Genomic DNA, 25,854 nt, shown 5'->3' with positions numbered 1-25,854 from the left:
CGAATGACTTCGACAACAACCGATCCGGACACTCGACGCAGACGAACCGTCGCGTGGGTCGTGTCCCTCGCCACCGTCGGCCTGATCTTCGACGGCTACGACCTCGTCGCCTACGGCGCGGTGGTGTCCACCTTCCTCGACGATCCGAGTCACATCGGTGAGGTCACGCCCGCGCTCGCGGGCACGCTCGGCAGCTACGCGCTGCTGGGAATGATGTTCGGCGCCTTGCTCGCCGGCGCCGTCGGCGACGTGCTGGGACGCCGCAAGGTCATGCTCATCTCCTACGCATGGTTCTCCATCGGCATGTTCGTCACCGCACTGATGACGACGACCACCACCTTCGGTGCGATGCGCTTCGTCACCGGCCTCGGCATCGGGGCACTCATCGCGACGACCGCGACCCTGGTGACCGAGATCGCCCCGCCGGGGAAGAAGAACCTCTACAGTGCGATCACCTACTCCGGCGTGCCGCTGGGGAGCCTGCTGGGCGCCCTTCTCGCGATCCTTCTGCTGGAATCCATCGGCTGGCGAGGGCTGTTCATGATCGGAGCACTGCCGATCGTCACGCTGTTGCCCCTGGCGATCGTGAAGATGCCCGAGTCGGTGCAGTGGCTGGTCGCCCGCGGCCGGATCGACGAGGCCCGCGCGGTCTCCGCGCGAACCGGTGTGCCGATGCCCGACAGCCTCGCGCCGCCGGCGAAGACCGAGCGGGTGGGTTTCGCCGGCCTGGTCGGGCGCGGATTCCTGTTCTCGACGATCGTGGTGGGATCGATCAGCGCCCTCGGACAGTTCCTCAACTACTACCTCAACACGTGGTTGCCGGTGTTGATGGAGAAGTCGGGGTTCAACACCAAGGGATCGCTGGCCTTCCTCCTCGTGCTCAGTGGAGGTGCAATCCTGGGCGCGGTCGCCGGCTCGCGGTGCGCCGACCGATTCGGGCCGAAACCTGTTGTGGCCACGGGCTTCTTCATCGGCGCGACCTTCGTCGCCCTGATGACCCTGAACCTGCCGCTTCCCGTCCTGCTGTTCTTCGTCGCTGTCGTCGGCTTCGGCACCACCGGAACGTCGATTCTGGTGTACGGATTGGTGGCGAACTACTTCCCCACCCGGATGCGCGGTGCTGCCGTCGCGTGGGCTGCGGGCTTCGGCAGGCTCGGCGGCGTCAGCGGCCCGCTGCTGGGTGGCCTGTTCCTGGCCGCCGGGCTCGGGGTGGACGCGGTGTTCTATGTCCTCGCCGGCTTCGCGCTGCTGGGAGTCGTCCTGACGGTGCTGATTCCGAAGGTCCGGGCCGGGGCGGACGTTCCCGACCGCACCGAAGAATCCCCCGGCCCGAGCTCCGCCGAGCCGGCGCTGTCAGCGGCCACCTAGGCGCTGACGCGCCCGTGTGCCTTTGTGGCGCCCGGGGCCGCCACATGTACACACCGGCGGCGCGCTCGGTCATCAGGGACCGAACGTGCTCAGCTGTTCGTCGTCGATCTTCAAGGTCCGCATCTTGCGATACAGCGTGGTCCGGCCGATGCCGAGGATCTCCGCAGCGCGTGACTTGTTGCCTTCGGCGTCGCGCAGTGCGCCGACGATCGCCTCACGCTCGGCCTGCTCGTAGCGGCTCATCGTGGAACGGGTGGTATCGCACATGGAGGGCGGGAGGTCCTTCGCCTGGACGAACCCGCCTTCCTGTGCCGGTGGCAGGGACGCCAGCAACCGGACCAGCTCGGCGACGTTCCCCGGCCAGCGCCAGGCCAGCAGGCAACGGAGCGCGACGGGCGAGAACCGAGGCGGTGGTGTACCTGGGAAGCGGGCGGCAGCGACCTCGCGGACGATGACCGGCAGTTCGTCGCGCAACTCCACGAGCGAGGGAACACGCACGGACATGGGTGTCGAGTCGTCGGAGCCACGGCGCTCGGTGAGAATCACCAGAGGGTCGTTCGCACCTCCGGAACACCTATCCCGAGCAAAATCAGCAAGGCGCGTGCGGCTTTCGTGTCCGACATCGTCTGCGTCGACGACGACACCTCGACCCTCGCGCAGCACGTCGCCGGCAGCGGCCCAGAAACTGCTGTTCTCGGAGAGGTCGGGCCGGGTGAACACCGCAGGGTCCCGGCCGGTTCGTTCACGAAGCCACGTCGTGGCCTGGAAGCGCTTGCCGACCCCGGGCTCGCCGACGAGGTGGATGAATCCGTCCGGGCCCGCCACCGCGGTGAGCTGACGACGCACCCGTTCGTACGGGGACTCCGTGGGCCGGCGGGTAGCGATCAGGCCGTCGGACGTGCCACCGACGACCGGGATGCTCCCACCCCGCGGGTGTGTACCGAGATCGGTGGGCATCGGTTCGGCCGCACCGGGAGTCACGAACTCGAGAGCGAAGATTGCGTCGTGTTCGTCGCGGCCCAGACGCCGCACCAGCGCCTCGGTTCCGAGTGTGGGAAGTTCCAGGCGCAGGACGTCGTCGCCCCAACGATGAGCTCGCAGTTTCTCCCACAACACGGCGTGCGCTTCCGCGTCCAGGTGTGCGAGAGACGGCAGATCCGTCATCACGGTGTCCGAACTCATCACCAACACCGATCGCCGACCCGCACGGAAGCGGCGATACACACGTGCCAACTCCAGGTCGCGGGAATCGGCCATGCTCTCGAGCGCTTCGGCGATCTGCTGTCCGGCCTGCCGGGCCATCGCCACCATCAGCGGGCTCGAGACGTCGATGTGGGACGCGAAGGCGAGCGACCCGACCATCCGCCCGGTGACGGGGTGCTTGATGGGAGCTCCGGCGCACGCCAGCCGCGCCAGATTGTCGTTGAAATGTTCGCTGCCGCGGACGAATACGACATCGCGAGCTTCGATGGGAGTGCCGAGACCGTTCGTGCCCAGGGCCTGCTCGGAGAAGTCGAAACCCTCGATTGCGTTGGCCTGATCCAGGATTCGCGCATCCTCCGCGTCGACGATCCGGCGGGACATGATGCGGCCGTTCTCGTCGGCGAGCAGCAGCGCCAATCGCGACTGGGTGAGGTTGTTCTGCCACTGGTCCAGGACGCGACCTGCCGCGCGCAGAATCGCGCTGTCCGGGTCGATCTCTCCGAGCACGAGCGGTTCGGCTCCGGGGTCGACCCGGTTCGAGATGGAGCGACGCCAGCTCTGCTCGATCTCCGCCGCAACAAGGGATTCCGGCACAGAGGCCCGGAGGAGGCCCTCCTCGAGCATGCGCTCGCGGGCGTTCCTCACCTCGTCCTGGCGCCGCGGCCCTTCCACTGGCATCACTCCATTGTCAGGCCCTCAGGACGATGCGTCCAGTGACTGCCCCCGCGGTGAGATCGTCCAGGGCACCGGACACCTCGGTTGCCGTCAGCGGCCGTTCGACGACGGGGATGGTGGGAACCTCCCCGCGTTGCGCCAATCGCACGAGTTCCTTCATCTGCGCGAGAGTTCCTACGAAACTTCCCTCGATGCGGATCATGCGGAGTGCCAGCAGCGCGGTCGGGACGGTGACCTCGCCGCCGAAGAGCCCGACCTGAACCATGATTCCGCCCTTGACCAGGATCTCGAATGCCGAGGTGGCCGTGGCACCGTTGTTGACGAAGTCCACGACCGCCCCGGCCGGCGCACCGATTGCCTCGCGAAGCGCCGCGGCATCGCCCGTTCCCGGATTGAACGTGTTGGTGGCCCCCATGGCGCGGGCGGACTCGAGATTCCGGTCGGCGACGTCGACGGCGCAGATGTTGCGGTGTCCGCGCGACCGCAGGATCGCGATGGCCGTCAGGCCGAGTCCTCCGGCTCCGAAGATCACCACGGGTTCGTCGGGATCGAGCGGAAGGATCTTGTCCACGGCGCTGTAGGCGGTCAGGCCGGAGCACGCCATGGTGGCGGCCCAGCTCGGATCGAGACCGTCGATGTCCACGAGGTACTTCTCGTCGGGCACGAGGATGCTCTCGGCGTATCCGCCGTGCCGGGCGACACCCAGGTTTTTCCCTGCGGCACAACGATTGTCGTGACCTTCACGGCACTGACGGCAGGCGCCGCAGCCGATCCACGGGTAGATCAGGCGCACATCGCCCACTTGCACCGACCCGACTTCGTCGCCCACCTTCTCGACGACTCCGACCACTTCGTGGCCGAGCACCATGGGGTATTCGATGCCGCGTTCCTTCAGGCTCATCTTTCCGCGGCTGCCGAGGTCGTACCCACCGGCTCGCAGGTGGGTGTCGGTGTGGCAGACGCCGGCCCGGAGGACCTTCAGCAGCACCTGCTTGCCCTCGGGATCCGGAGTGGGCACCTCGAGGTCGTGAATCGTGGGGTCGTCGGGCATGACGGCGAAGACGTGCATGGGGATGGGCTCCGTTCGATGTGGCGATCGGCAGATTGCTCGACGATGCACCACCGCGTAGACGTGCATCCGATACCGAACATCTCGTTTATCGAGTACTCGCACAGTATCGATCGGGCCCGCAGTCCGACTGTTTCAAATCGGAACAGCTGTGGTGCGGGACGCCTCTCTAGCGTGGGAAGCACGGAGTCGTGTCGACCATCACACCCGAGGTCGCCGCGACCGAAGACCACACCGGTAGGTGACGTCGTTCGTCCCTGCACCGGGAAAACTCCGATACTCACAGAAGGAAGTTCCATGACCAGCAATGTTTCCGAACAGACCGGGATCGCAGCGGGCAGCGTCGAGGACCGGGACGTGCTGCGCGACCTCTACGCCGATTGGTCGGAGATCATGGCGGCCAACCCGGAGCTGTCGGTGCGTCTGCTGCGTTCCCTCTTCGACGAGTGGCACCAGCCGACCGTCGAACCCGAGGGCGTGACCTACCGCGAGGACACCGTCGGTGGCGTTCCCGGCATCTGGTGCCTGCCGCAGGGCGCGGACGCATCCAAGGTCCTGCTCTACACGCACGGCGGCGGCTTCGCTGTCGGGTCGGCGTCCAGCCACCGCAAACTCGCAGGTCACGTCGCCAAGGCTCTCGGTGTCGTCAGCTTCGTCCTCGACTACCGCCGGGCCCCCGAGTTCGGGCATCCCGCGCAGATCGAGGACGGTGTCGCGGTCTTCGACGCGCTGGTCGCGGACGGGATCGCCCCGCAGGACGTCACCACGATCGGTGATTCGGCCGGTGGCAACCTCGCGATCTCCATCGCGCTCGCGCTCCTGCAGCAGGGTAAGCAGGGCCCGGGGTCGGTCATCGCCTTCTCGCCGTGGCTCGACATGGAGAACAAGGGCGAAACCCTCGTCACCAACGACGCCACCGACGCTCTCATCACGCCGGAGCTGCTCGCAGGCATGATCGCCGGTGTTCTCGGCGACACGATCGATCCCACCACGCCCCTGGCGAACCCGCTGTACGCCGACTTCACGGGATTCCCCCGGCTGTTCGTCACGGCCGGCAGCGTCGAGTCGCTCCTCGACAACGCGACCCGTCTCCAGGAGCGTGCCGAGTCCGCCGGTGTCGACGTGACCCTGTCCATCGGGGAGGGACAGCAGCACGTGTATCCGTTCCTGGCCGGTCGCTCCGCTCTCGTCGACGCCGAGCTCGCGAAGCTCGCCGCCTGGTACCGCCGCAGGTGACGGGTCTCCCCCGGAACCCGCGCGGAGCGCTCCGCACCGTCGATCAGCAGGAGAAACCATGGGTGTCTACACCACCATCGACCCCGCCACCGGGGAACGGCTCGCGCAGTACCCGGAGATCTCGGATGCCGAGCTGAAGGATCTCGTCGCACGCAGTGCCGCCGCCTACCGCGAGTGGCGCGCCACGCCTCTCGAGAAGCGGCGCGCCGTCCTGGCTCGCGTCGCCGAGATCTACCAGGAGCGAGCCGACGAGCTGGCCCGCCTTCTCACCATCGAGATGGGCAAGCCGATCACGCAGGCCAAGGGCGAGGTCGCCTTGGTCGCCTCCATCTATCGGTACTACGCCGACCACGCCGAGGAGTTCATGGCCGACGAACCTCTCGACATCGCGGGCTCCGGCTCGGCGGTGGTTCGCACGGAACCGATCGGGCCGCTGGTCGGCGTGATGCCGTGGAACTACCCCTATTACCAGGTGGCTCGGTTCGCTGCGCCGAATCTCGCGCTGGGCAATACGATCGTTCTCAAGCACGCGCGTAACTGCCCGCAGTCCGCGCTGGCGATCGAACGCGTCTTCGCCGAGGCCGGTCTGCCGGAGGGCGTGTACGCCAATGCGTTCGTCTCGTCCGCTCAGGTCGCGGAGGCGATCGCCGATCCGCGGGTCCAGGGTGTCTCGCTGACCGGATCCGAGAAGGCCGGCTCCGCCGTGGGTGAGGTTGCGGGTCGGCACATGAAGAAGTGCGTGCTCGAGCTCGGGGGTTCGGATCCTTTCATCGTGCTGCGCGATGCGGACATCGATGCGGCCGCCGCTGCAGCCGCAGTCGGCCGGTTCGCAAACGGCGGGCAGGCGTGCACGGCGTCGAAACGGTTCTTCGTGGAGGAGCCGATCTACGACGAGTTCGTGCAGAAATTCCTTGCCGCACTGGCCGATTGGCAGCCCGGCGACCCGGCGGATCCCGGGACGAAACTCGGCCCGCTGTCGTCCCGTTCGGCGGTCGACGATCTCGACGAACTCGTGCAGGACGCGCTCTCGAACGGTGCTCGGGCACTGACCGGCGGCGAGCGTCCGGACGGGGACGGTGCGTACTATCCGCCGACGGTCCTGGTCGATGTCGCACCCGGGATGCGCGCGTACTACGAGGAGCTGTTCGGGCCGGTCGCAGTCGTCCACCGCGTCGGTTCCCTCGACGCCGCGATCGAGGCCGCCAACGATTCGCCGTTCGGTCTCGCATCGAGTGTGTTCACGGCGGACCCGGAGAAGGCGGACCGCGTGGCGAGCGAACTCGAAACCGGGATGGTGTGGATCAACAGCACCAGCAAGAGTTCACCGGATCTCCCGTTCGGCGGGGTCAAGCGTTCCGGCTTCGGCCGTGAGCTGGCCCGGTTCGGATTCGCCGAATTCGCCAACAAGAAGCTCGTCAGGAACCCCGGCGGGAAGCGATAGGGCACGTGAATGCGGCGATGCGGTCGTTCCGGAGTTTCCGGGAACGACCGCATCGCCGATTTCGCACGTTGCAATGGTGCCGATCAGAGCTCGAAGCGGACCCCGGTCAGCTGTTCGGACAGCTCCCACAGCCGGCGCGCGGTCTCCGGGTCGCGGGCCCGGGACGACGCCGACGCGACGTGCGGCGACCCGTACAACCCGAGGAACCCGTCCGGGCCGACGTACCCGCCACGCAACTCCGGCCGGGTCGCGGCGTACACGACCGATTCGGCGCCCTGCGCCGGGGTGCGCTGCAGGAACTTCTTGCCGAAACCGAAGAGGCGATCGAACCAGGTGCCGGTGTTGCTGCCGACCTCGGTGGCCGCATAGCCCGGATGCGCGGCGATCGCGCGCACCGGCGAACCGCTCGCCGCGAGCCGTCGTTCCAGCTCGAAGCTGAACAGCAGGTTCGCGAGCTTCGACTGCGCGTAGCCGCCGGAGCGGCTGTACGGGCGGCGCTCCCAGTTCAGGTCGTCGAGATCGACGCGTCCGAGGCGGTGGGCGGCACTCGAGACCGTCACGACCCGGTCGGTGATCCGGCCGAGCAGCAGCCCGGTCAGCGCGAAGTGTCCGAAGTGATTCGTGCCCACCTGCATCTCGAAGCCGTCGGCGGTCCGCTCCAGGGGCACCGCCATCACCCCGGCGTTGTTGACGAGCACATCGATCTTGTCGTGTGTCTCGCCGATGCCGGCGGCGAATTCGCGTACCGACGCGAGGTCGGACAGATCGAGCCGCCGCACCGATGCGTGCGGCCCGATCTGTCCGGCGATCTCCTGCCCTTTCGCCACGTTGCGGCCGGCGAGCACCACCTGCCCCCCTGCCGCCCCGAGTGCCCGGGCGGTGGCCTCCCCCACGCCGCTGGTGGCCCCGGTCACCACGAAGGTGCGGCCACGCAGCGACGGAACCTCAGGCGCCAATCGCGTTCTTCATCATCGGCAGCATCGCCCACAGCTCGTCCTGCCAGTAACCCCACGTATGGGTGCCCTGGATCGGGAACGAGAAGTGCGCCGTGTCGATACCCAGGGTCGCGAGACGAACCTGGAAGGCCCGGTTCTGGGCGCGCGCCAGAGTCTCGAGACCCATCGCATTGCCCGTGTTGAACACCCCGATCAGGGAGTTCGGATTGTCGTGCTCGCCGGGGACGCCGCCGGCCGCGGAGATCCACATCGGCAGGCCGCGCAACTGCGGTGCGGCGACGAACGGGTCGTGACGCAGCCACGCGGGGTTCCACGGCGGTCCCCACATCGCGTCGGCGTTGTAGCCGCCGGCGTCGAGCATCGCGACCCGGATCGCCTCGCGCATGCCGGGCGCCGAGAGGTTCAGGTAGCCGGACATCGACCCGGCGAAGGTGAACTGGTCGCGGTGGTAGGCGGCGAGGATCAGCGCCGCGTTGCCGCCCATCGACAGGCCGACGACCGCGTTGCTGCTGCGGCTGATGCCGTACCGCGACAGGTGGTCGGGCAGGTTCTGGGTGAGGAAGCTCTCCCACTTGTACGTGTAGGGCTGCCCGTTGAGGTTGCTGGGGCTGTACCAGTCGGCGTAGAAGCTGGACTGGCCACCGACCGGCATGACGACGTTGATGCCGTTGTCGGCCAGCCAGGCGGCGTTGGTCTCGTGCTCCCAGCCGCTGACGTCGTCGGTGGCGCGGAGGCCGTCGAGCAGGTAGACGGCCTTGTTGCTGCCGTTGTTCGCGAACCAGATGCGGACCTTGATCTGTCCGACGCCCCCGGGCGCGGGTACCCAGTCCTCGGTGAAGCGGCTGTACGGGTCGGCGGAGGCCGTCCCGACGCCGACGAACGCAAGGGCGAGCGGCAGGATGACGGCCGCCACCAGCATCCGGACCAGCGCGCGCACCCCCCTCGGCCGCCTCGTGGTCATCGAAGAAGTTGTCACACCAAGCTCCCCTGTGTGTCTGTGTGTCCCGTAGCGGACACCGGCCACACTCGCGTCACAGCGGCAGGCCACGGCGCCCCCCGGTAGAGGCGCCTGGATGTCTGTCGGTCACTCTTACATATCTGTTACCGGCGTCTCAGCGTATCGTCACGGTCTCCATTCCTCTCGCTCAGTACCGATCCGTGACCCGCGGGAAACCGAAATGTCGCAGTTGGGACCCGATCGTCCGCCGCTCTCGGCGACCGGCACCGGCAGGGCCACTACCGTGGCGATGTGCCCATCGCCCCGCTCCCCGTCCGCGACGGCCTGAACCCGTCCCGGCTGCGCCTGCCCGACGCCGGGGAATGGACGACGGTGCTGGAGTACCTGCTGGCACGGTTTCCGCACGATGCCGCGCGCCTGCGCGAGAAGGTCGCGCTCGGCGAGGTGGTGACCGGTGACGGCACCGCGATCACCGACCTCTCCCCGTTCGCTCCGCGCGAGTTCGTGTTCCTGTACCGCGACCCGCCGCCCGAGGTGCCGGTGCCCTTCACCGTCGACGTCCTGCACCGCGACGAGCATCTGCTCGTAGTGGACAAACCGCATTTTCTGGCGACCATGCCGCGCGGCGGGTGGGTCACCGAGACCGCGCTGGTGCGGCTGCGGCGGGAACTGGATCTGCCGGAACTGAGTCCCGCTCACCGGCTGGACCGCCTCACCGCCGGCGTGCTGGTGTTCACCGTCCATGCCGGGGCGCGGCGGGCCTACCAGTCGTTGTTCGCGGAGCAACGCATGCACAAGGAATACGAGGCGCTCGCCCCCTTCACCGACGGCCTCACGTTCCCGCGGGAGGTCCGCAGCCGGATCGAGAAGCGCCCCGGGGTGCTGCAGGCGCGGGAGGTACCCGGCGAGATCAACGCGATCAGCCGCGTCGAACTGCTCGACTCCGACGGCGCGATCGCCCGCTATCGACTGCTGCCGCGGACCGGAAAGACCCACCAGCTGCGCGTGCACATGAATTCGCTCGGAATTCCCATCCTCGGCGATCCGCTGTATCCGAAGGTACAAAACGTTGCGCCACAAGACTTTTCACAACCATTGCGGTTGCTGGCGCGCAAGATCGAATTCGACGATCCATTTTCGGGTAGCCGGAGATACTTCGCGAGCCGACGAAACCTGGCAGCATAGAGGGACAGCACACCAGGACCCCGCTGATGACACGGGCTCATGTCTTGGAGGATCCCATGGATATCGGCACCGTTTCCCGTACCTACGACGGCCGGGTGGCCCTGCGTTTCGAACGCGCGTTCCCCCAACCGCCGGAACAGGTCTGGCGTGCGATCACCGACCCGGATCTACTCGCCACGTGGTTCCCGGCCCGGGTGAATCTGGTTCTCGAACCCGGGGCCCAACTGCAGTTCTCCGCGACCGATGAGCAGGTCCGCCGATTCGCGGTTCCCGCCGACCACACCACCCAGGGAACTGTGATCGCGGTCCGCCCGGCACGGGTCCTCGAGTTCATGTGGGACGCGGACGTCCTGCACTGGGAACTGGTCCCGGACGGCAGCGGCGGTTGCTACCTGACGCTGACCCACACCACCGACGACGAGGAAGACGCCTACGCGCACGGAGCCGGATGGCACGCCGGCTTCGAGGTCCTCGAAGCGCAACTGGAGGGGCGCCCGATCGACTGGTCACCGTGGGATCGCGCGGCCGAACTCGCCGAGCACTACCGGAACCCCGCAGGTTGACCTGCCCGTCAACGCCCCGGCCCGGCGCCCCGCCCGCCCCTGGTGTCGACGGAGTCGACGGTGCCGGAGTCGACGGTGGACGAGCCTGCCGCCTCCGATACGACGTCGCTCCCGGCCGCCGGGCCGGGTGACGTCTCGACGTCGGGTCCCTGCTCGTCCCCGGACGCCGACTCGTTGTCGGACACCGGCTCGTTGTCGGACACCGGCTCGTTGTCGGACACCGGCTTGTCGTCGGACATCGGCTTGTCGTCGGATACGGCGTCGACGATCGTGCCCGCCCATCCGCCGACGGCGTCCCAGTCCCGGAAGTCGCCGACCCTGCCGCCGGACATCCGCACGTGCATCCGTTCGCCGACGCTCAGCCCCTCGGGGTCGAGTTTCCCGGCGAACATGCGATGTTCGCGTGCACCCGTGCGGTGACGGACGGTGAACACGTCGTACGGGCTGTTGACCGGCCGGTCCTGATCCGCGATCGGTCCGGACGAGAAGAGGAACACCGCCCGCCGACGTAGCTCTTCGGCGTGCGCGTCGACGAAGTCCTTGGCCGGGCGCAGCCAGCGCCCGCGGTAGACGGCGCTACCGATCACCACCGCGTCGTAACCCGAGATGTCGCGCACGTCGTGTGGTTCGACGACATCGACCAGCGCACCGCGGTCGCGCAGGGCCGCTCCGAGTGCTGTGGCTATCTCCGCGGTCGAACCGTGTCTGCTCGCCGCCGACACCAGAATTCTCATCCAAGCCTCCAGAGCACCCGCGTCCTTCCATGATCACCATGCCATCTCATCGCAAAACAGGGTCCAAAGTCTCTACACAACGGGCCTGCGACACGAAATAGGCGTTCCGTTCGGGACATTCCCCACATACGGTGGCAATGTGGGCGGCAGAGCTGCCGATCCCGGCAGCGAAGCCCGCAGCGAATGGGAGGACCGGGTGGCGACCACGAACCCGTCTGGGATCGAGTCGGTGGAGGAAACCGAACGCAAGTACACCGCCGACACGGATCTGACTCTTCCCGACCTGTCCGGATTGCCGGGCGTCGAGACTCTCACCGACGAACGCATCGAGCTGGCCGCGCAGTACTACGACACCCGGGATCTGCGGCTGCTCCGCGCCGGGATCACCCTGCGCCGGCGCGAGGGCGGCGACGACGCCGGCTGGCATCTGAAACTGCCCTCGGGCCTCGACACCCGAACCGAACTGCGTTTCCCGCTCGGCGACGACACCGGCACACCACCGGCGGAACTGCTCGGCCTGCTGCGCGGCGTGCGGCGCGATCGACCCGTCGAACTCGCCGCCCTGCTCACCACCTCCCGCCGGCGCATCCGCGCGATGGGACCCGGCGAGACGGTGCTCGCCGAGATCGTCGTCGACGATGTCGTCGCGGTCCGCGGAGCCGACGACGCCGAGGTGCAGTGGCGCGAGATCGAAGTCGAACTCGGGCGCAACGGCGCCGGGCAAGGCGGTGCGAGCCTGCTCGACGCCGTCGACGACCGGCTCACCGCGGAGGGCATCGAGCGCTCGCCGAGCCCGTCCAAACTGCACCGGGTTCTCGGCGATCTGATTCCCGACGAACCGAAGGTGGGTGGCCCGGCCGGGTACCTGCGCGACTATCTGGCCACCGAATTGCGCGAAGTCGAGCTCACCGACATCGCGGTGCGGCGCGCGGCCCCCGACTCGGTGCACAGCATGCGCAAGGCCGCACGCCGCGCGCGCAGCGCCCTGCAGACCTACGCCGGCGACCTCGGCCTCGACGAGTCGGTGGTCGACGAACTGCGGTGGCTCGGCCGCCGCCTCAGCCCGTCCCGTGACCTCGAGGTGCAGTGGGAGCGGTTGCTCGACCGGGTCGCCGAGATCCCGGTGGAATCGCACCGGGAACCCGCCAAGGCCCGCATCGACGAGTACTTCTCGAGACAGTCGGAGATCGCGGGAATCGAGGCGGTCGCGGCCCTCGATTCCGATCGTTACCTGCAGATGCTGCTCGCACTCGACGCCTTGATCGCAGGACTGGCGACCGCACCGCAGACGTCCCGCAAGGTCCGCAAGGCCAAGGCCGGTGACCTGACGGGTTCGCTCGAACAGCTCGCGGGCAAGGTCTCGAAGCGGGTCCGTGCCGTCGGTCGTGCCGACACACCCGAGGAGCGCGACGCCCGGATGCACCGGGCGCGCAAGGGCGCCAAACGGATGCGCTACGCGATCGAGGTGATCCGTCCTCTGCATCCCAAGCGTGCGGGCAAGGCACTCGATCACTTCGACGCGTTCCAGGATCTCCTCGGCGAATTCCAGGATTCGGTGGTCGCGCGCGAACACCTGCTCGACATCGTCTCCGAGCAGGGACACGCCGCCGAGTCCAGCTTCGGCCTCGGCATCGCGTACCACCGTGAGGCTCTGCTGGGCGAAGCCCAAGCGGTGCACCTCGACGACGCGTGGAAGGAAGCACTGCGCGCGGCGAAGCCGTTGTGGAAGTGAACCATCCGGGAGGGACATGAACACCGGACAGACGATGCGGGCGTGGCGGGTACAGACACCGGGACCCATCGCCGGGGGTCCCCTGCGCGCGGTGCGCGAACCGGTACCCGAACCGGGCGACGGCGAACTGCTCGTGCGGGTGCTCGCGTGCGGCGTGTGCCGCACCGATCTGCACGTCGCCGAGGGGGATCTGCCGGTGCATCGGCAGCATGTGGTTCCCGGGCACGAAGTGGTCGCCGAGGTGATCGGCGGTGACCTCGGAACACATGCGATCGGTGACCGGGTGGGGATTCCGTGGCTGCGCAGCACGTGCGGACAGTGCCGGTACTGCCTGCGCGGCGACGAGAACCTGTGCCCGCAGTCCACCTACACCGGCTGGGACGCCGACGGTGGTTACTCCGAATTCGCAACCGTTCCAGCAGATTTCGCTTTACCGCTTCCGTCCGGGTACGACCCGCAGACGCTCGCACCGCTGCTGTGCGCGGGCATCATCGGCTATCGCGCCCTGTTGCGCGCACAGGTTCCGCCCGGCGGCACGCTCGGCCTCTACGGCTTCGGCGGGAGCGCACACCTGACGGCTCAGGTCGCGCTCGCACAAGGCATTCGGGTGCACGTGATGACCCGCGGCGACGACGCCCAGCGGCTGGCACTCGACCTCGGCGCATCCTCCGCGCAGGGCGCCTACGACACACCTCCGGAACCTCTCGACTCGGCGATCCTGTTCGCCCCGGCCGGGGAACTGGTGCCGACCGCCCTCGAAGCCCTCGACGCCGGTGGAACACTCGCCCTCGCCGGCATCCACCTCACCGACGTTCCCACCCTGAACTACCAGCGACACCTGTTCCGGGAGCGAACGGTTCGCAGCGTCACCGCCAACACGCGCCGTGACGCACACGAATTCCTCACGTTCGCGGGCGAACACCGGTTGCACGTCACGACGACGCGGTACCCGCTGGACGGGGCCGACCGGGCACTCGAAGACCTGTCCGAGGGCCGATTCGCGGGGGCGGCGGTGCTCGTGCCGTAGACCACAGCACGACGCCACCCTCACCTGCCGCGCCAGCGGATAGTCTCGACCTGCAGTCCCTCACGAGAATGGAGGCTCAACGATGAGCACGCACGTGACCAAGGCCGTCGTCGCGGGTCTGGACGGATCCGCCACCGCCACTGCCGCTGCCCGATGGGCTGCCGCCCTCGCCGCCCGGCTGGAACTTCCGCTGCGCCTCGTCCACGCGCTCCCCAGCGAGGGCATCTTCTACAGCGAGTCCGCGGTGCTCATCCAGTCCCAGATGTACGAGCAGCTCAAGGCCGACGGCGAGAAACTGCTCGCCGACGTCAGCGACCTGATCCGCGCCGAACAGCCCGGCCTCACCGTCGAGAGCTACATCGGCCCCGGCCCCGCCACCAACGCATTGCTCGAGGCAGCCGACGACGCCCGCGTCGTCGTGGTCGGCGCGACCGGCGCGGGAGCCATCGAGAACTTCCTGCTCGGCTCCACCGTGCTGCGCGTCGCCAACAACGCACCGTGCCCGGTCGTGGTGTGGCGCGGCGACGCCGAGAATCCGCTGCCGAACGACAAGCCGATCGTCGTCGGTGTCGACGGCAGCGAACTGTCCAGGGCCGCAGTGTCGTACGCCTTCACGCTGGCGGACACCCTCGGCGTTCCGCTCGTCGCGGCGCACTCGTGGATCGGCGACGCGGCGCTCGGCACCGGCGCGACCGCCACGCTCGTGGACTGGGACGCGGTCCAGGAAGCGGAAACCGCGGTGTTCGCGGAAGCGCTCGCCGGCAAGCAGGACGAGTTCCCCGATGTCGAGGTGCGTCGCGTCGTCGAACGCGGACCGGCCGCGAAGGTTCTGCTGGGCCAGCTCGACGACGCACAGCTCGTCGTCGTCGGCAGCCACGGCCGCGGCCAGATCGCCGCAGCCCTGCTCGGCTCCACCAGCCAGAACCTGGTGCACAACGCCCCCTGCCCGGTCCTGATCGCCCGCAGCAAGTAGAGCCCCGATCGCGGCACCGTCTCCTTCGGCACCGCGGCGGGCGGCGAACCCTCGTCAGCCCGCCGTGGTGCCGAACAGGTAACCGACCGCGAACGTCACGGCCATCGCGATCGCCCCGCCGATCACGACCCGCACCACTGCCCGCACTCGCCGGGCACCCCCGAGGCTCGCGCTGATGGTGCCGGTGAGTGCCAGCGCCACGAGCACCGCCACGAACGTGATCGGGACGCGCAGATGCTCCGGCGGCAGCACCACCACCAGTAGCGGCACGAGCGCGCCGACGATGAACGACACCGCCGACGACAGCGCCGCCGCCCACGGATTCGCCAGCTCGTCCGGATGGATTCCCAATTCGACCTCCGCGTGCGCGGCCAGCGCGTTGCGTTCGGTCAGTTCCTTCGCCGCCGCGCGCGCGGTGTCCGGTTCGAGGCCCTTGGCCTGCAGCAGCCCGGTCAGCTCCTCGAGTTCCGCTTCCGGCATCTGCTCGAGCTCTCGTCGTTCGATGCGCAGCATTGCCCGCTCGGTGTCGCGTTGCGCACTGACCGAGACGTATTCGCCGAGCGCCATCGATACGGCACCCGCCGACAGACCCGCGAAACCGGCGGTGAGGATCGCCGGCACCTCGGTGGTCGCGGCCGCGACACCCACGACGAGACCGGCCGTGGAGACGATACCGTCGTTGGCGCCCATGACCCCCGCGCGCAGCCAGTTCAGCTTCGCGGCGGTACCGGTTCCGTGAGGTTCGTTGACGGGACGTTCGGTGGATTCGCGGGTCGACACTTCGTCAGGCTAGATCGTTGCGACACAACGCGGTAGCAATGCGAGGCTGTCCTCACCCGGTCACCAGGGGCCCGGACCGACCATACGCTCGAGGTGTTCGCTGTCGGGCAGTGTGCCGTCTGTCGTGTCTATGACCTGCGCCGACGGCCACTCCTCTCGGCGGTGCAACTGCTCGTCGAGCACCGCCGGTGTCGCATCGGAGGCGTCGCCACCCTGCTCGCGCCGGGAAATGATGCGGCGCAACAGAACTGCCGGATCGGCACAGCATTCGATCTCGATCACGTCGGCGCTCGCCTCGTCCGCGAGCCGCCGCGCCTCGACACGCCGCGACTCGGCGAGCCAGGTCGCGTCGAGCACCACGGACGTGCCGAGCGACAGCGCGATCCGCACGCGGCGCAGCATTTCGGCGTACGTCGCGTCGGTGTGTTCCCGCGTGTACAACCCGGAATCGACGTCGGCGGTCGCGTCGGTGACCGGATCGAGACCCGCGAGTTCCTTGCGGATCACGTCGCTGCGCAACACCACCGCGTCGAGATGTGTCCCGATCAACCGCGACACGGTGGTCTTGCCGGTCGCGGACAGGCCGCCGACGAGAACGAGCCGGACCCGTGCGCGGTCGAGATTGCGGGACACCTGATCGAGCAGCCCGAGCGACACCTCCCGGGACGCCGCGTCTCCCTGATCGTGCCGCAGGGCGGTGACCTTGGCCCGCACCAGCGCCCGATAGGCGATGTAGTGGTGCATCAGCGAGGCCGGACACGCGTCCCCGGAGAACTCCGCATACGCGCTCAGCAGCCGGTGTGCGGCCTCGCGGGCGCCGAGCCGTTCGAGGTCCATCGCGAGGAACGCGATGTCGAGTGCACCGTCGCCGTAACGCAGTTCGTCGTCGAACTCGAGACAGTCGATGATCCGGGGACCGTCGTCGAGGCAGAAGATGTCGTCGGCGAGCATGTCCCCGTGCCCGTCCACGGCACGGCCGTCGGCGATGCGCTCCGCGAACAGCGGCGCCCGCCCCTCGAGATAACGGTTCGCGGAGGTGCGGATCCGCGCGAGCAGCCCGGCGGCGTCGATCCCGACCGGAAGCCGCTCGAGATGGTCGAGGCTCTGGCGCCACAGGTCCGTCAGGAAATCCACGGTCGCGCACCGGTCGATGGCCGGATCCCGCGGCGACGCGGCGTGCAGCCCGGCGACCTGCCGGGCCACCTGTTCGACGACCGTGTCGATGTTCTCCCCGCGGGCGACGAGTGCGGCCAGCCGGCGCTCGTCCGGCAGTCTCCGCATCTCGACGAGATGCTCGCAGACCTGCCCGTCGGGGCCGTGGACGTCGGCGACCCCCAGATACACGTCGGGCGCCAGCCGCCGGTTCAGATCGACCTCGCGGTGGCACACGCTCTCGCGCGCCGCGCGGGTGCGGTTGTCGAGGAAACCGAGGTCGAGCGGCTTCTTCATCTTGTGCACCCGATCACCGACGAAGAACACCACCGACGTGTGGGTCTCCCGGATCTGCGCGTACGGGCCGGTCTCGGACACCGTCTTCCCTCCGTTCCCGACGGGCCACCTCCGCTGTGGAAGCGCGTCGTGGTCAACCTTGCCTCAGCGTGCACCCGTTCGCCCGGCGACGCCAGAGCAGCGGCTCCGTCGTGTCGTTGTACCGAGCAGAGCCCTGTTCACGCGGTAGTTTGCTGTGTGGGGCGGTACCGCAGACGGGGAGGCATGATCGTGAACGAGCATCGAGGCTCGGGGACATCGGGTGCGGCTACATCGGGTGCCGGGACAACGGGCACCGGGACATCCGGCTCCGGGTCGTCGCGCGGACCGACCGTGGTGGTCGCCGCGGCCACCACGTCGATCGAACGGGATCTGATCACCCGCTGGATACGCTCGGGCGGCCTGCCCGCCGAGTACTCGTCGGACACCCCCGCGGTCGTCGATCTCGACTCCCGGATCCTGGCCACCGAACTCGTCCCGCGCACCGACGATCCGCTCATCGTGCCGGTGAGGGTGGTGTGGTTGCCTGCCGCCCGCGACGGTGCCCGCCGGGTGCGGTTCTCCGACATCCTGGCGCTGACCAATCCGCGCAACCCGAACCGATTGATCCAGCAGTGGCTCGTCGGCCGGTCCTCCGACCGGCACCGGATCGTCGTGGCCGAACCGGCACGGCTGAGCGACCTGCGTTCGGCGCTGCACGCGGAGGACGGTGATCCGGCACCGGACTCGCTCGCGCGGTACATCACCCGGCGCGCGGTGGTCGCGCTCGAACGCGCCGAGCGGGCCGTCATCGGCGACCGCTACAAGGTGCCGCGTCTCGTGGCCGAGCAGATCATGGATTCCGGGTCGTTCCGCCGCAGGCTCGCGGCGATCGCCGACGAGCACAACCTCTCCCGCGAGGAAGTCGACTCGCGTGCCCGTGCCGTGCTCGGCGAACTCGTCGCCGTGCAGTCCCGCCTGGTCACCGACCTGTTCACGCAGGCGATGCGCCCGCTGCACTCGTCGGCGTGGAGTGTGCGGGCAGACGAGTCGGGACTGCGGGCGCTGCGTGAGCTCAACCGGAGGCGACCGCTGGTGTTCCTGCCCTCGCACCGCTCGTACGCCGATGCGTTCGTGCTCGGGGACATCCTCGCCAACAACGAGTTCCCGCGGAATCACCTCATGGGCGGCGCGAATCTGACGTTCTGGCCGATCGGCCCGATCGCACGTCGCACCGGCACCGTGTTCATCCGCCGCAGCTTCGGTGACGACGCCGTCTACAAGGCGGCACTCGAGGAGTACTTCGCGTATCTGCTGACGAAACGCTTCAACCTGGAGTGGTACTTCGAGGGCGGGCGCACCCGCACGGGCAAACTGCGTGCGCCCAGGTACGGGCTCCTCAACTACGTGGCCAACGCGATCCGGACCGGCCGTGTCGAGGACGCGGCGCTGGTGCCGGTGTCGATCACCTACGAGGGACTCGCCGAGGTGGCCGCCGTCGCCGCCGAGCAGACCGGTGCGACGAAGAAGCCGGAGGGCCTGACCTGGCTGGCCCGGTACGCACGCAGCCAGCGGCGCAGCGCCGGCAACGTGTACGTCCGGTTCGGGGCGCCCCTGTCGATGCGCGAACTCCTGACCTCCGGTGGCGACCCCGCGCTGTCCGAGCCCGCCCGGGACGAGACCGAGCATCTGGATCGGACCCGGAAGGCGCTGCAGAAGGTCGCGTTCGAGGTCGCGGTCGGCATCAACTGGGCCACCCCGATCACGGTGAACTGCCTGGTGACCCTCGCGCTGCTGGGGGTGCGTGACCGGGCGCTGACGCTGGAGGAGGTGCGGGCGGTGATCGCCCCGGTGCGCCGCTACATCGAGGCCCGTGGCGTGCCTCAGGGTGAACTGTCCGTCCTGGACGTCGAGGGCGGGCTCGCGAGGGTGCTGGGCTCGCTCACCGACGCGGGAGTGGTCACCACCTATGCCGGCGGGGAGGAACCGGTCTATTCGATCCAGCCCGGCCAGCACCTGGTCGCCGCGTTCTACCGCAACAGCGGCGTGCACTGGTTCGTCAACCGATCGATCCTCGAGCTGGCGATCCTCTATGCGCACCGGAATCCGGGCGAAAACCCCGTCACCTCCGCCTGGGAGGAAGCGAAGAAACTGCGCGATCTGCTCAAGTTCGAGTTCTTCTTCCCGGATCGCGACACCTTCGAAGCCCAGATGCGGGAGGAGCTGGCGCTGCTGGTCGCCGATTGGAGCGACGAGCTGCCCGGATCCGCGCAGGACGCGCTGACCGCTCTCATCGAGACCGGGTTCTTCATGGTGCACCGCACGCTGCGGTCGTTCTTCGACGCCCAGCTCGTGGTCGCCGAGCGGTTGGCGCTGCGCGACCCGACGCTGAAGCTGGACCGCAAGGCGTTCCTCGACGAGTGCGTGGCGGTGGGCACCCAGATGCTGCTGCAGGGCCGGTTGTACGGACCGGAATCGGTATCGTCGGAGTTGTTCGCGACCGCGCTGCAACTTGCGGGCAATCGTGGTCTGCTCGAGATCGGCGGCGAGGAGATCCGCGAGCGGCGCCGCGCGTTCGCCGAGGATCTTCTCGCGGTCGGTGAGCGAGTCCAGCTCGCGGAGTCCCTCGACGTGTCGAACAGGAAGGCGGATCGGTGAACATCGAGCAGGCACTGGATCGGGTCCGATCGGGGCCGCAGGGACCGCAGGTCGCAGCGCTCTTCGATTTCGACGGCACCATCGTGCACGGTTTCTCGGGACTGCACTTCTTCCGGGACCGGTTGCTCGCCGGGAAGGTCAGCGCCGCGGAACTGGCCGGGACGATGCTCAACGGATTGCGTGGAACCGACAGCGAAGCCGATTTCGAACGGTTCGTGGCGATCGCGTTCAAGGCGTGGGGCGGGCACACCGAGGACGAGCTGTACGAGATCGGGCAGCGGCTGTTCGCGTCGACGATCGCCGGACACATCTATCCCGAAGCGTGGCAACTGATCCGGGCACACCAGGAGGCAGGGCACACGGTCGTGATCGCTTCGTCGGCGTCGCGCTACCAGATCCAGGCGTCGGCGGACGCGCTCGGTGTCGAGCACATCCTGTTCACGCCGCTCGAGGTCAAGGACGGGGTACTGACCGGCAAGGTCGACGGAAAGTCACTGTGGCGCAGCGGGAAAGCGGCCGCCGCGATCGCATTCGCGGAGGAATACGACATCGACCGCGCCGCGAGCTACACCTACTCGAACGGCGGCGAGGACGTCGATTTCCTTGCCACGATGGGCAATCCGACTCCCACGAACCCGGACAGCACCCTCACGAAGATCGCCCTCGAACGCGAGTGGCCGATCCTGCAGTTCCGTCCGCGCGGCACACCCGGCGTCAAGGAACTGGTCCGTACCGCCGCGGCCTACGGCGGCCTGTTCGGATCGGTGTGGACCGGCATCGGGCTCGGCCTCGTGAACCGGAGCAAGAAGGTCGCGCTGGATTCGATGTTCGGGATCGGCTCGGACGTCTCCCTCGCGCTGGCCGGCATCGACGTGCGCGTGCACGGTGAGTCCAACGCGTTTGCACAGCGTCCGGCGGTGTTCGTCTTCAACCACCAGAGCCAGCTCGATCCGGTGATCCTCGCGAAGGTGCTGCGGCACGACTTCACCGGCGTCACCAAGAAGGAGATGGCGAACGACCCCCTGTTCGGGCCACTGCTGCGTTTCGTCGGTGCGACGTTCGTCGACCGCCAGAACACCGATCAGGCGAAGGCGGCCCTCGGCCCGGTCGTGGACACGCTGCGCGGCGGCACGTCCGTCGTCATCGCTCCCGAGGGCACCCGTTCGCTGACTCCCGAGATCGGGCGTTTCAAGAAGGGCGCATTCCACATCGCGATGCAGGCCGGCGTACCGATCGTGCCGGTGGTGATCCGCAACGCCGGTGAAATTCTGTGGAAGCACTCCACGTTGCTGCGATCCGGAACCGTCGACGTCGCGGTCCTCGAACCGATCGACGTCAGCGACTGGAAGCCGGAGAACCTCGACGAACACATCCGGGCCGTCGAGGACCTCTACCGCGACACCCTCGCCCACTGGCCGACAGACGCATGACGAGCATGAGTGAAACCGAGTCCGGCGAGCCTCACGACAACGACGGGGACCGCGACGACCGGAACAGCAGCGACAACGGCAGCGGGCTGGACGACAGCAGCGGCCGGGACGACGCCGGACGCGGCAGCGACGGTGCCACAGCGGACAGCGACAACGGCACCGACACCGACAACCACACCGAGAACGGCAACGACACCGAGAACGGCAACGGCAACGGCCTGAGACCGGCTCACAAGCGATACCTGAAGTGGATCGTCGGGGTCGTGCTCGTCGTCGTTCTGACGGTCGAGGTGGTGCTGATCTGGCCGGAACTGTCGACCAGCGTCAAGTCCCTCGGCGACCTGCACTGGCAGTGGGTCGTGGCCGCGATCGGGGCGTCGCTGCTCGAGATGTCGAGCTTCGCGCGGGTGCAGCGCACCCTGCTGTCCGCTGCCGCTGTCACCGTCACGCAGCGGCAGTCGCTGTCGGTGTCCTACGCCGCGAACTCGATGAGCGTCACCCTTCCCGGTGGTCCGGTCATCGGCACCACCTTCACGTATCGGCAGATGCGCAAGTGGGGCGCGAGCCCGGTGGTCGCGACCTGGCAGCTGGTGATGGCGGGCCTGCTGCAGGCCGCGGGCCTCGCGTTGCTGGGTCTCGTCGGCGCACTGCTCGTCGGTGCGACCACCAACCCGTTCTCCCTGATCTTCTCGATCGGCGGGTTCGCAGCATTCGTCGTGCTCGTGCAGTACGCGGCGAGCAATCCCGGATCGCTCGAATCGATCGGCATCATCGCGCTGCGCGGCTTCAACCGGCTGCGCAAGAAGCCCGAACACACGTGGGTGCGGGCCTGGAAACGGATCGTCGACCAGCTGGGCGCCGTCCAGCTGGACCGCCCGCACACGTTGCGTGCGTTCTCGTGGTCGATCCTCAACTGGTTGTGCGACGGCGCGTGCCTGGCCTTCGCGGCGTACGCGATCGGCGGCACCCCCAGCCTGGCGGGTATCGCGGTGGCCTACGCGGCCGGAACCGCGGCGAGCCGCGCGATCCCGCTGCTGCCCGCCGGGCTCGGGGTCATGGACGCGGTGCTCGTCCCGGCACTGACCGCGAGCGGCATGACCGGCGCCCAGGCCCTTTCGGCCGTCGTGGTGTACCGGCTGATCAGCTTCCTGATGATCGCGGTCATCGGATGGATCGTGTTCGCCCTGCGCTATCGAGGTGCACCGGCGGACGAGGAGCCCGGCCCCGATCTGGGCACCTTGTGGAAGGACGACTGAGCGACGGTCAGGGAAGGTGCATGAGCTGCCCCGCCAGTCCGAACAGCCGGTTGGCGAGCCTGATGACCGGGATTCCGAGTGGCAGCAGGAGGATCGTCACGCACAGGATTGCCCCGAGCAACCACACCACCGCCGCGAGCACTCCTACGACCGTGCCGAGCACGGCGGTCAGGAGTCCCACCACTACGCCGAGCAAACCCTTCAAAGCTCCCATGACCCACTCCAGGTGAAGAATCCCCTGGTTTCAGTGTCCTCTCCGCGTCCTCTCCGCGGTCCTCTCCACGATGATCGTTGCCGTTCCGATTCGGGCACACACGACATTTCGTTTGGATAACACAGTCGCGCGGCGGGTTCGCCTTACCGCGTCCGGTGTGGTCTGCTGTCTCCCAGTACCCTCAACTATCACTTGAGACTTTAGAGTTTGGGGGTGCGGACGACCACCGTCCCGACACGCACAGGAGCAGTTCATGACACGCAGGACCACCCGTCACCGGATGCGTCTGACGAGTGCGGCCGCCGCCGTCACAGCCGCCGCCGCGCTCGCCCTTCCGACCGTTGCGTCTGCGGACCCCGTCGCCCCTGCCGCCGAGCCGGCACCCGTCGTGACCCCCTTGCCCGCGGTGCTCGACGCGCTGCACAGCACAGCGGGTGCGGACCCCACCGCGGTCGCTGCGGCGGAAGCCATCGCCGGTGCACGCGGCGGCGTCACCGATGTCGCCGACGCGAACCCCGTCTCCGCCTACCAGGACGCCATCGAGTTCCTGCGCAAACTCGGCATCGAGCCGTTCCTGTATCCGACCGGCGCACCGTTCTGCAACGAAGACAGCGGCCTGCCGCTCGGCATCGCCCCGGCGGTCGCGGGCGCGGTTCCGGGCGCGTGGCCGGATCTGAAACTCCCCGGCCTGCCCGCGCTGAATGCCGTCGACCCCGGCCAGACGCTGTTCGCGTTCGTCCCCGCCGGTATCGAACGCGACGGCGAGGACACGACCGGTATGCAGGTCGCATGGTTCAACGTCAGCACCTTCAAGGGCGGTTTCGTCCCCATGGGCACGATCAGCGAGGCTGCGGCTGCGGCGGTCCCCGACGAGATTCCGGAGATCCTGCGCCCCATGGTCAGCGAGGCCATCGGACAGTTCTTCTCGAGTGCCGTCCCGCTCGGCGGCGCCCGCGTCGCACCGGTCGACACCGGTTCCGGCACGGTCCTCGCGGCCGTGTTCGGCACGGTCACCAACGGCGAGACGTCGTGCTTCTTCCTGCCGACCGTCGGCATCGTCGACGTCCCGGCAGCAGCCGAATAGCACCGGGGCGCAACACCACTCACCCCATACAGCACCCGACCCGGTCCCACCCTCCGTGGGGCCGGGTCAGCTCGCTTTCTGCAACCGCTCCAGCCGGGAGAACACCAGCCCGACCGCGGTGTCCATGTGCGCGATCATCTGCTCCGCCGTCTGCCGTCCCGCAGCCCAGCTCACCAGACTCGACATCCACACATCGGTGATGATGCGGACCGCGTTCTCCAGTTCCTCGGTGATCGTCTCGATCCCCGCCGCGCGCGCGTACATGCCGGTGATGACCTTGCCGAGCCGGTCCAGTTCGGCCGCCGACGAGGAATCGGCGAACATCGAAGCCCGCACCAGCGCGTCGTACAGCCGGGGTTCGCGCTCGAGTTGCGCCAGCGCGCCGTGCAGCACCCACATGACCCGTTCCCGCGGTGACGAACCGGGGGTGTGCTCGACGTCGAACTGCTCGGCGAACTGCTCGAACATCTGCAGGGTGGCCACCACCAGCAGGTGGTTCTTCGAGGGGAAGTAGCGGTAGACGGTGCCGAGCGCGACTCCCGAGCGTTCCGCGACGGCGCGCATCTGCACCGCGTCGTACCCGCCCTCGGTGGCGAGTTCCTTCGCCGAGGCGATGATGCGGTCGTACCGGGCACGCTGCGCCGGCCTGAGTCCGGAACCCGGCGGCCCGTCCGCCCTGGTCCGCTGTGCTCGGCCCGTCGTCGGCTCCTTCGGCATCACGTCACCTTCCGTGTGGTCTACCGAACCAGCGTAGTGGAGCGGTTTCCGCGGGCTTCCGCACTCGACGACACTGCCTCGAGGCCCCGGGCCGGGCAGCGCACGTCCCACTGAGAGGGAATCCGGAGTGCGCGCCCACCACCCACCGACCAGGGTGAATGCCGCGGTCGGACACAAAATCAGACACCTGTCCATAAAATCCTTCCCCGGAAAGGTAGAACGCGTTACATTTCTTGCAGTCACCGGAAGAGAGAGGGAGCACCGTGCGCCACGGCATCACCCTGTTCACCAGCGATCGCGGCATCCGCCCCGACTCCGCCGCGAAAGCCGCCGAGGCCCACGGCTTCGACAGCTTCTACGTGCCCGAACACACCCACATCCCGATCAACCGGGAATCGGCGCATCCCGGAACCGGCGACGCGACCCTTCCCGACGACCGCTACATGCGCACCCTCGACCCGTGGGTGACGCTCGGCCTCGCCGCCGCGGTCACCTCGACCATCCGGCTCGGCACGTCGGTCGCGCTGCCGCTCGAGCACGATCCGATCACCCTGGCCAAGACGATCGCGACCCTCGATCACCTCTCCGGCGGCCGCGTCGCCCTCGGTGTCGGATTCGGTTGGAACGCCGAGGAACTCGCCGATCACGGGGTCGACCCCAAGAAGCGCCGGACCGCGTTGCGCGAGTACCTCGAGGCGATGGCCGCGTTGTGGACCCAGGAGGAAGCCGAATACCACGGCAAATTCGTCGAATTCGGCCCGAGCTGGGCGTGGCCCAAGCCGGTCCGGCAGCCGCGGCCGCCGATCCTCCTCGGCGCCGGCCCGACCGACCGCAACTTCGAGTGGATCGTCCGCTCCGCCGACGGCTGGATCACCACGCCGCGCGACCGCAACATCGACGAGCACGTCCTGCGCCTGCAGAAGATGTGGACCGAGGCCGGACGCGAAGGCAGCCCCGAGGTTCTCGCCCTGGCGGGCCGGCCCGACCTCGACGAACTGCGCGTGTGGCGCGAGGTCGGTGTCACCGAAGTGGTCTTCGGTCTGCCCGACCGCACCGAGGACGAGGTCCTCGCGTACATCGAACGCCTCGCGACCCAGATCGCAGAATACTGAGACCGCACGACCAGAA

The 25,854-nt window shown here is 68.3% G+C and carries 22 protein-coding genes; 13 read left to right on the top strand and 9 right to left on the bottom strand.

Features of this window, described 5'->3' with window-relative positions:
- The first annotated feature begins 3 nt into the window (after positions 1-3).
- Positions 4-1,368 carry an MFS transporter gene (locus ACWDTS_RS15840; protein ID WP_450111318.1) on the top strand — a complete coding sequence of 455 codons (1,365 nt, stop codon included), beginning with the start codon at positions 4-6 and terminating at the stop codon, positions 1,366-1,368.
- Between the two features lie 72 nt (positions 1,369-1,440).
- Here ACWDTS_RS15840 and ACWDTS_RS15835 read toward each other — a convergent pair whose 3' ends face one another.
- Complete coding sequence (locus ACWDTS_RS15835) at positions 1,441-3,249, bottom strand: helix-turn-helix domain-containing protein (RefSeq protein WP_450111317.1); 1,809 nt, start codon at positions 3,247-3,249, stop codon at positions 1,441-1,443.
- Positions 3,250-3,259: 10 nt separating this feature from the next.
- Positions 3,260-4,315: an alcohol dehydrogenase gene (locus ACWDTS_RS15830; protein ID WP_450118569.1), complete on the bottom strand. Its 1,056-nt coding sequence runs from the start codon at positions 4,313-4,315 to the stop codon at positions 3,260-3,262.
- Positions 4,316-4,612: 297 nt separating this feature from the next.
- Here ACWDTS_RS15830 and ACWDTS_RS15825 point away from each other — a divergent pair, with 297 nt between their 5' ends.
- Both ACWDTS_RS15825 and ACWDTS_RS15820 read left to right on the top strand, forming a co-directional pair.
- Positions 4,613-5,551 carry an alpha/beta hydrolase gene (locus tag ACWDTS_RS15825; RefSeq protein WP_450118568.1) on the top strand — a complete coding sequence of 313 codons (939 nt, stop codon included), beginning with the start codon at positions 4,613-4,615 and terminating at the stop codon, positions 5,549-5,551.
- Positions 5,552-5,609: 58 nt separating this feature from the next.
- Positions 5,610-6,992: an NAD-dependent succinate-semialdehyde dehydrogenase gene (locus ACWDTS_RS15820; protein WP_450118567.1), complete on the top strand. Its 1,383-nt coding sequence runs from the start codon at positions 5,610-5,612 to the stop codon at positions 6,990-6,992.
- A gap of 83 nt (positions 6,993-7,075) precedes the next feature.
- Here the strand turns inward: ACWDTS_RS15820 and ACWDTS_RS15815 are convergent, their stop codons facing one another.
- Both ACWDTS_RS15815 and ACWDTS_RS15810 read right to left on the bottom strand, forming a co-directional pair.
- Complete coding sequence (locus ACWDTS_RS15815; protein WP_450110426.1) at positions 7,076-7,948, bottom strand: oxidoreductase; 873 nt, start codon at positions 7,946-7,948, stop codon at positions 7,076-7,078.
- Positions 7,938-8,909 (bottom strand): alpha/beta hydrolase, encoded by a 972-nt coding sequence (locus ACWDTS_RS15810; RefSeq protein ID WP_450118583.1) that lies wholly within the window; start codon positions 8,907-8,909, stop codon positions 7,938-7,940. Before ACWDTS_RS15810 ends, ACWDTS_RS15815 begins: the two co-directional genes overlap by 11 nt.
- Positions 8,910-9,197: 288 nt before the next feature.
- On the opposite strand from ACWDTS_RS15810, the gene ACWDTS_RS15805 reads away from it, so the two are divergent.
- Both ACWDTS_RS15805 and ACWDTS_RS15800 read left to right on the top strand, forming a co-directional pair.
- Positions 9,198-10,091 (top strand): pseudouridine synthase, encoded by an 894-nt coding sequence (locus tag ACWDTS_RS15805; protein ID WP_197252557.1) that lies wholly within the window; start codon positions 9,198-9,200, stop codon positions 10,089-10,091.
- Between the two features lie 56 nt (positions 10,092-10,147).
- A complete protein-coding gene (locus ACWDTS_RS15800; protein ID WP_197252558.1) occupies positions 10,148-10,654 on the top strand; it encodes an SRPBCC family protein in 507 nt (168 codons plus the stop codon).
- Between the two features lie 8 nt (positions 10,655-10,662).
- Here the strand turns inward: ACWDTS_RS15800 and ACWDTS_RS15795 are convergent, their stop codons facing one another.
- Entirely contained in the window at positions 10,663-11,388 is a 726-nt protein-coding gene (locus tag ACWDTS_RS15795) for a flavodoxin domain-containing protein (protein ID WP_450118566.1), read from the bottom strand.
- A 139-nt stretch (positions 11,389-11,527) separates the two neighbouring features.
- Here ACWDTS_RS15795 and ACWDTS_RS15790 point away from each other — a divergent pair, with 139 nt between their 5' ends.
- The 3 genes from ACWDTS_RS15790 to ACWDTS_RS15780 all read left to right on the top strand — a co-directional run bounded on the left by ACWDTS_RS15790 (position 11,528) and on the right by ACWDTS_RS15780 (position 15,120).
- Positions 11,528-13,120: a CYTH and CHAD domain-containing protein gene (locus ACWDTS_RS15790; RefSeq protein WP_450118565.1), complete on the top strand. Its 1,593-nt coding sequence runs from the start codon at positions 11,528-11,530 to the stop codon at positions 13,118-13,120.
- A gap of 34 nt (positions 13,121-13,154) precedes the next feature.
- Positions 13,155-14,147 carry a zinc-binding alcohol dehydrogenase family protein gene (locus tag ACWDTS_RS15785; RefSeq protein ID WP_450118582.1) on the top strand — a complete coding sequence of 331 codons (993 nt, stop codon included), beginning with the start codon at positions 13,155-13,157 and terminating at the stop codon, positions 14,145-14,147.
- Between the two features lie 82 nt (positions 14,148-14,229).
- Positions 14,230-15,120, top strand: a complete 891-nt coding sequence (locus tag ACWDTS_RS15780) for a universal stress protein (protein WP_450118564.1) — start codon at positions 14,230-14,232, stop codon at positions 15,118-15,120.
- 54 nt (positions 15,121-15,174) lie between these two features.
- Here ACWDTS_RS15780 and ACWDTS_RS15775 read toward each other — a convergent pair whose 3' ends face one another.
- Positions 15,175-15,900 carry a VIT1/CCC1 transporter family protein gene (locus tag ACWDTS_RS15775; protein ID WP_450118563.1) on the bottom strand — a complete coding sequence of 242 codons (726 nt, stop codon included), beginning with the start codon at positions 15,898-15,900 and terminating at the stop codon, positions 15,175-15,177.
- Between the two features lie 60 nt (positions 15,901-15,960).
- Positions 15,961-17,430 (bottom strand): bifunctional aminoglycoside phosphotransferase/ATP-binding protein, encoded by a 1,470-nt coding sequence (locus tag ACWDTS_RS15770; RefSeq protein ID WP_450118562.1) that lies wholly within the window; start codon positions 17,428-17,430, stop codon positions 15,961-15,963.
- 291 nt (positions 17,431-17,721) lie between these two features.
- Between ACWDTS_RS15770 and ACWDTS_RS15765 the strand changes: the two genes are divergently transcribed.
- From ACWDTS_RS15765 to ACWDTS_RS15755, 3 genes are all read left to right on the top strand, one after another.
- A complete protein-coding gene (locus tag ACWDTS_RS15765; protein WP_450118561.1) occupies positions 17,722-20,025 on the top strand; it encodes a glycerol-3-phosphate 1-O-acyltransferase in 2,304 nt (767 codons plus the stop codon).
- Positions 20,022-21,455, top strand: coding sequence for an HAD-IB family hydrolase (locus ACWDTS_RS15760; RefSeq protein ID WP_450110417.1), 1,434 nt, complete (start codon positions 20,022-20,024; stop codon positions 21,453-21,455). Before ACWDTS_RS15765 ends, ACWDTS_RS15760 begins: the two co-directional genes overlap by 4 nt.
- A gap of 251 nt (positions 21,456-21,706) precedes the next feature.
- Positions 21,707-22,711: a lysylphosphatidylglycerol synthase transmembrane domain-containing protein gene (locus ACWDTS_RS15755; RefSeq protein ID WP_374068758.1), complete on the top strand. Its 1,005-nt coding sequence runs from the start codon at positions 21,707-21,709 to the stop codon at positions 22,709-22,711.
- 7 nt (positions 22,712-22,718) lie between these two features.
- Here ACWDTS_RS15755 and ACWDTS_RS15750 read toward each other — a convergent pair whose 3' ends face one another.
- Entirely contained in the window at positions 22,719-22,925 is a 207-nt protein-coding gene (locus tag ACWDTS_RS15750) for a hypothetical protein (protein ID WP_197254543.1), read from the bottom strand.
- Positions 22,926-23,178: 253 nt separating this feature from the next.
- On the opposite strand from ACWDTS_RS15750, the gene ACWDTS_RS15745 reads away from it, so the two are divergent.
- Positions 23,179-24,009: a hypothetical protein gene (locus ACWDTS_RS15745; RefSeq protein ID WP_450118560.1), complete on the top strand. Its 831-nt coding sequence runs from the start codon at positions 23,179-23,181 to the stop codon at positions 24,007-24,009.
- A 66-nt stretch (positions 24,010-24,075) separates the two neighbouring features.
- Here the strand turns inward: ACWDTS_RS15745 and ACWDTS_RS15740 are convergent, their stop codons facing one another.
- The gene (locus ACWDTS_RS15740) at positions 24,076-24,726 is read right to left on the bottom strand and encodes a TetR family transcriptional regulator (RefSeq protein ID WP_450118559.1); all 651 of its coding nucleotides are present in this window, start codon (positions 24,724-24,726) and stop codon (positions 24,076-24,078) included.
- A 263-nt stretch (positions 24,727-24,989) separates the two neighbouring features.
- Between ACWDTS_RS15740 and ACWDTS_RS15735 the strand changes: the two genes are divergently transcribed.
- Positions 24,990-25,838: an LLM class F420-dependent oxidoreductase gene (locus ACWDTS_RS15735; RefSeq protein ID WP_197254548.1), complete on the top strand. Its 849-nt coding sequence runs from the start codon at positions 24,990-24,992 to the stop codon at positions 25,836-25,838.
- The last annotated feature ends 16 nt before the right edge of the window (positions 25,839-25,854 follow it).

The sequence above is a fragment of the Rhodococcus sp. NPDC003383 genome, from assembly GCF_053589115.1.
Note: the sequence above shows the minus strand (reverse complement) of the source record. Positions and strands in the feature narration are given on the sequence as shown.

Bases quoted from the DNA above. Each gene is read 5' to 3' on its own strand.
- ACWDTS_RS15780 (WP_450118564.1), top strand. From the start codon at position 14,230: ATGAGCACGCACGTGACCAAGGCCGTCGTCGCGGGTCTGGACGGATCC.
- ACWDTS_RS15740 (WP_450118559.1), bottom strand. From the start codon at position 24,726: ATGCCGAAGGAGCCGACGACGGGCCGAGCACAGCGGACCAGGGCGGAC.
- ACWDTS_RS15795 (WP_450118566.1), bottom strand. From the start codon at position 11,388: ATGAGAATTCTGGTGTCGGCGGCGAGCAGACACGGTTCGACCGCGGAG.
- ACWDTS_RS15785 (WP_450118582.1), top strand. From the start codon at position 13,155: ATGCGGGCGTGGCGGGTACAGACACCGGGACCCATCGCCGGGGGTCCC.
- ACWDTS_RS15835 (WP_450111317.1), bottom strand. From the start codon at position 3,249: ATGCCAGTGGAAGGGCCGCGGCGCCAGGACGAGGTGAGGAACGCCCGC.
- ACWDTS_RS15825 (WP_450118568.1), top strand. From the start codon at position 4,613: ATGACCAGCAATGTTTCCGAACAGACCGGGATCGCAGCGGGCAGCGTC.
- ACWDTS_RS15810 (WP_450118583.1), bottom strand. From the start codon at position 8,909: ATGACCACGAGGCGGCCGAGGGGGGTGCGCGCGCTGGTCCGGATGCTG.
- ACWDTS_RS15800 (WP_197252558.1), top strand. From the start codon at position 10,148: ATGGATATCGGCACCGTTTCCCGTACCTACGACGGCCGGGTGGCCCTG.
- ACWDTS_RS15830 (WP_450118569.1), bottom strand. From the start codon at position 4,315: ATGCACGTCTTCGCCGTCATGCCCGACGACCCCACGATTCACGACCTC.
- ACWDTS_RS15750 (WP_197254543.1), bottom strand. From the start codon at position 22,925: ATGGGAGCTTTGAAGGGTTTGCTCGGCGTAGTGGTGGGACTCCTGACC.
- ACWDTS_RS15745 (WP_450118560.1), top strand. From the start codon at position 23,179: ATGACACGCAGGACCACCCGTCACCGGATGCGTCTGACGAGTGCGGCC.
- ACWDTS_RS15820 (WP_450118567.1), top strand. From the start codon at position 5,610: ATGGGTGTCTACACCACCATCGACCCCGCCACCGGGGAACGGCTCGCG.
- ACWDTS_RS15840 (WP_450111318.1), top strand. From the start codon at position 4: ATGACTTCGACAACAACCGATCCGGACACTCGACGCAGACGAACCGTC.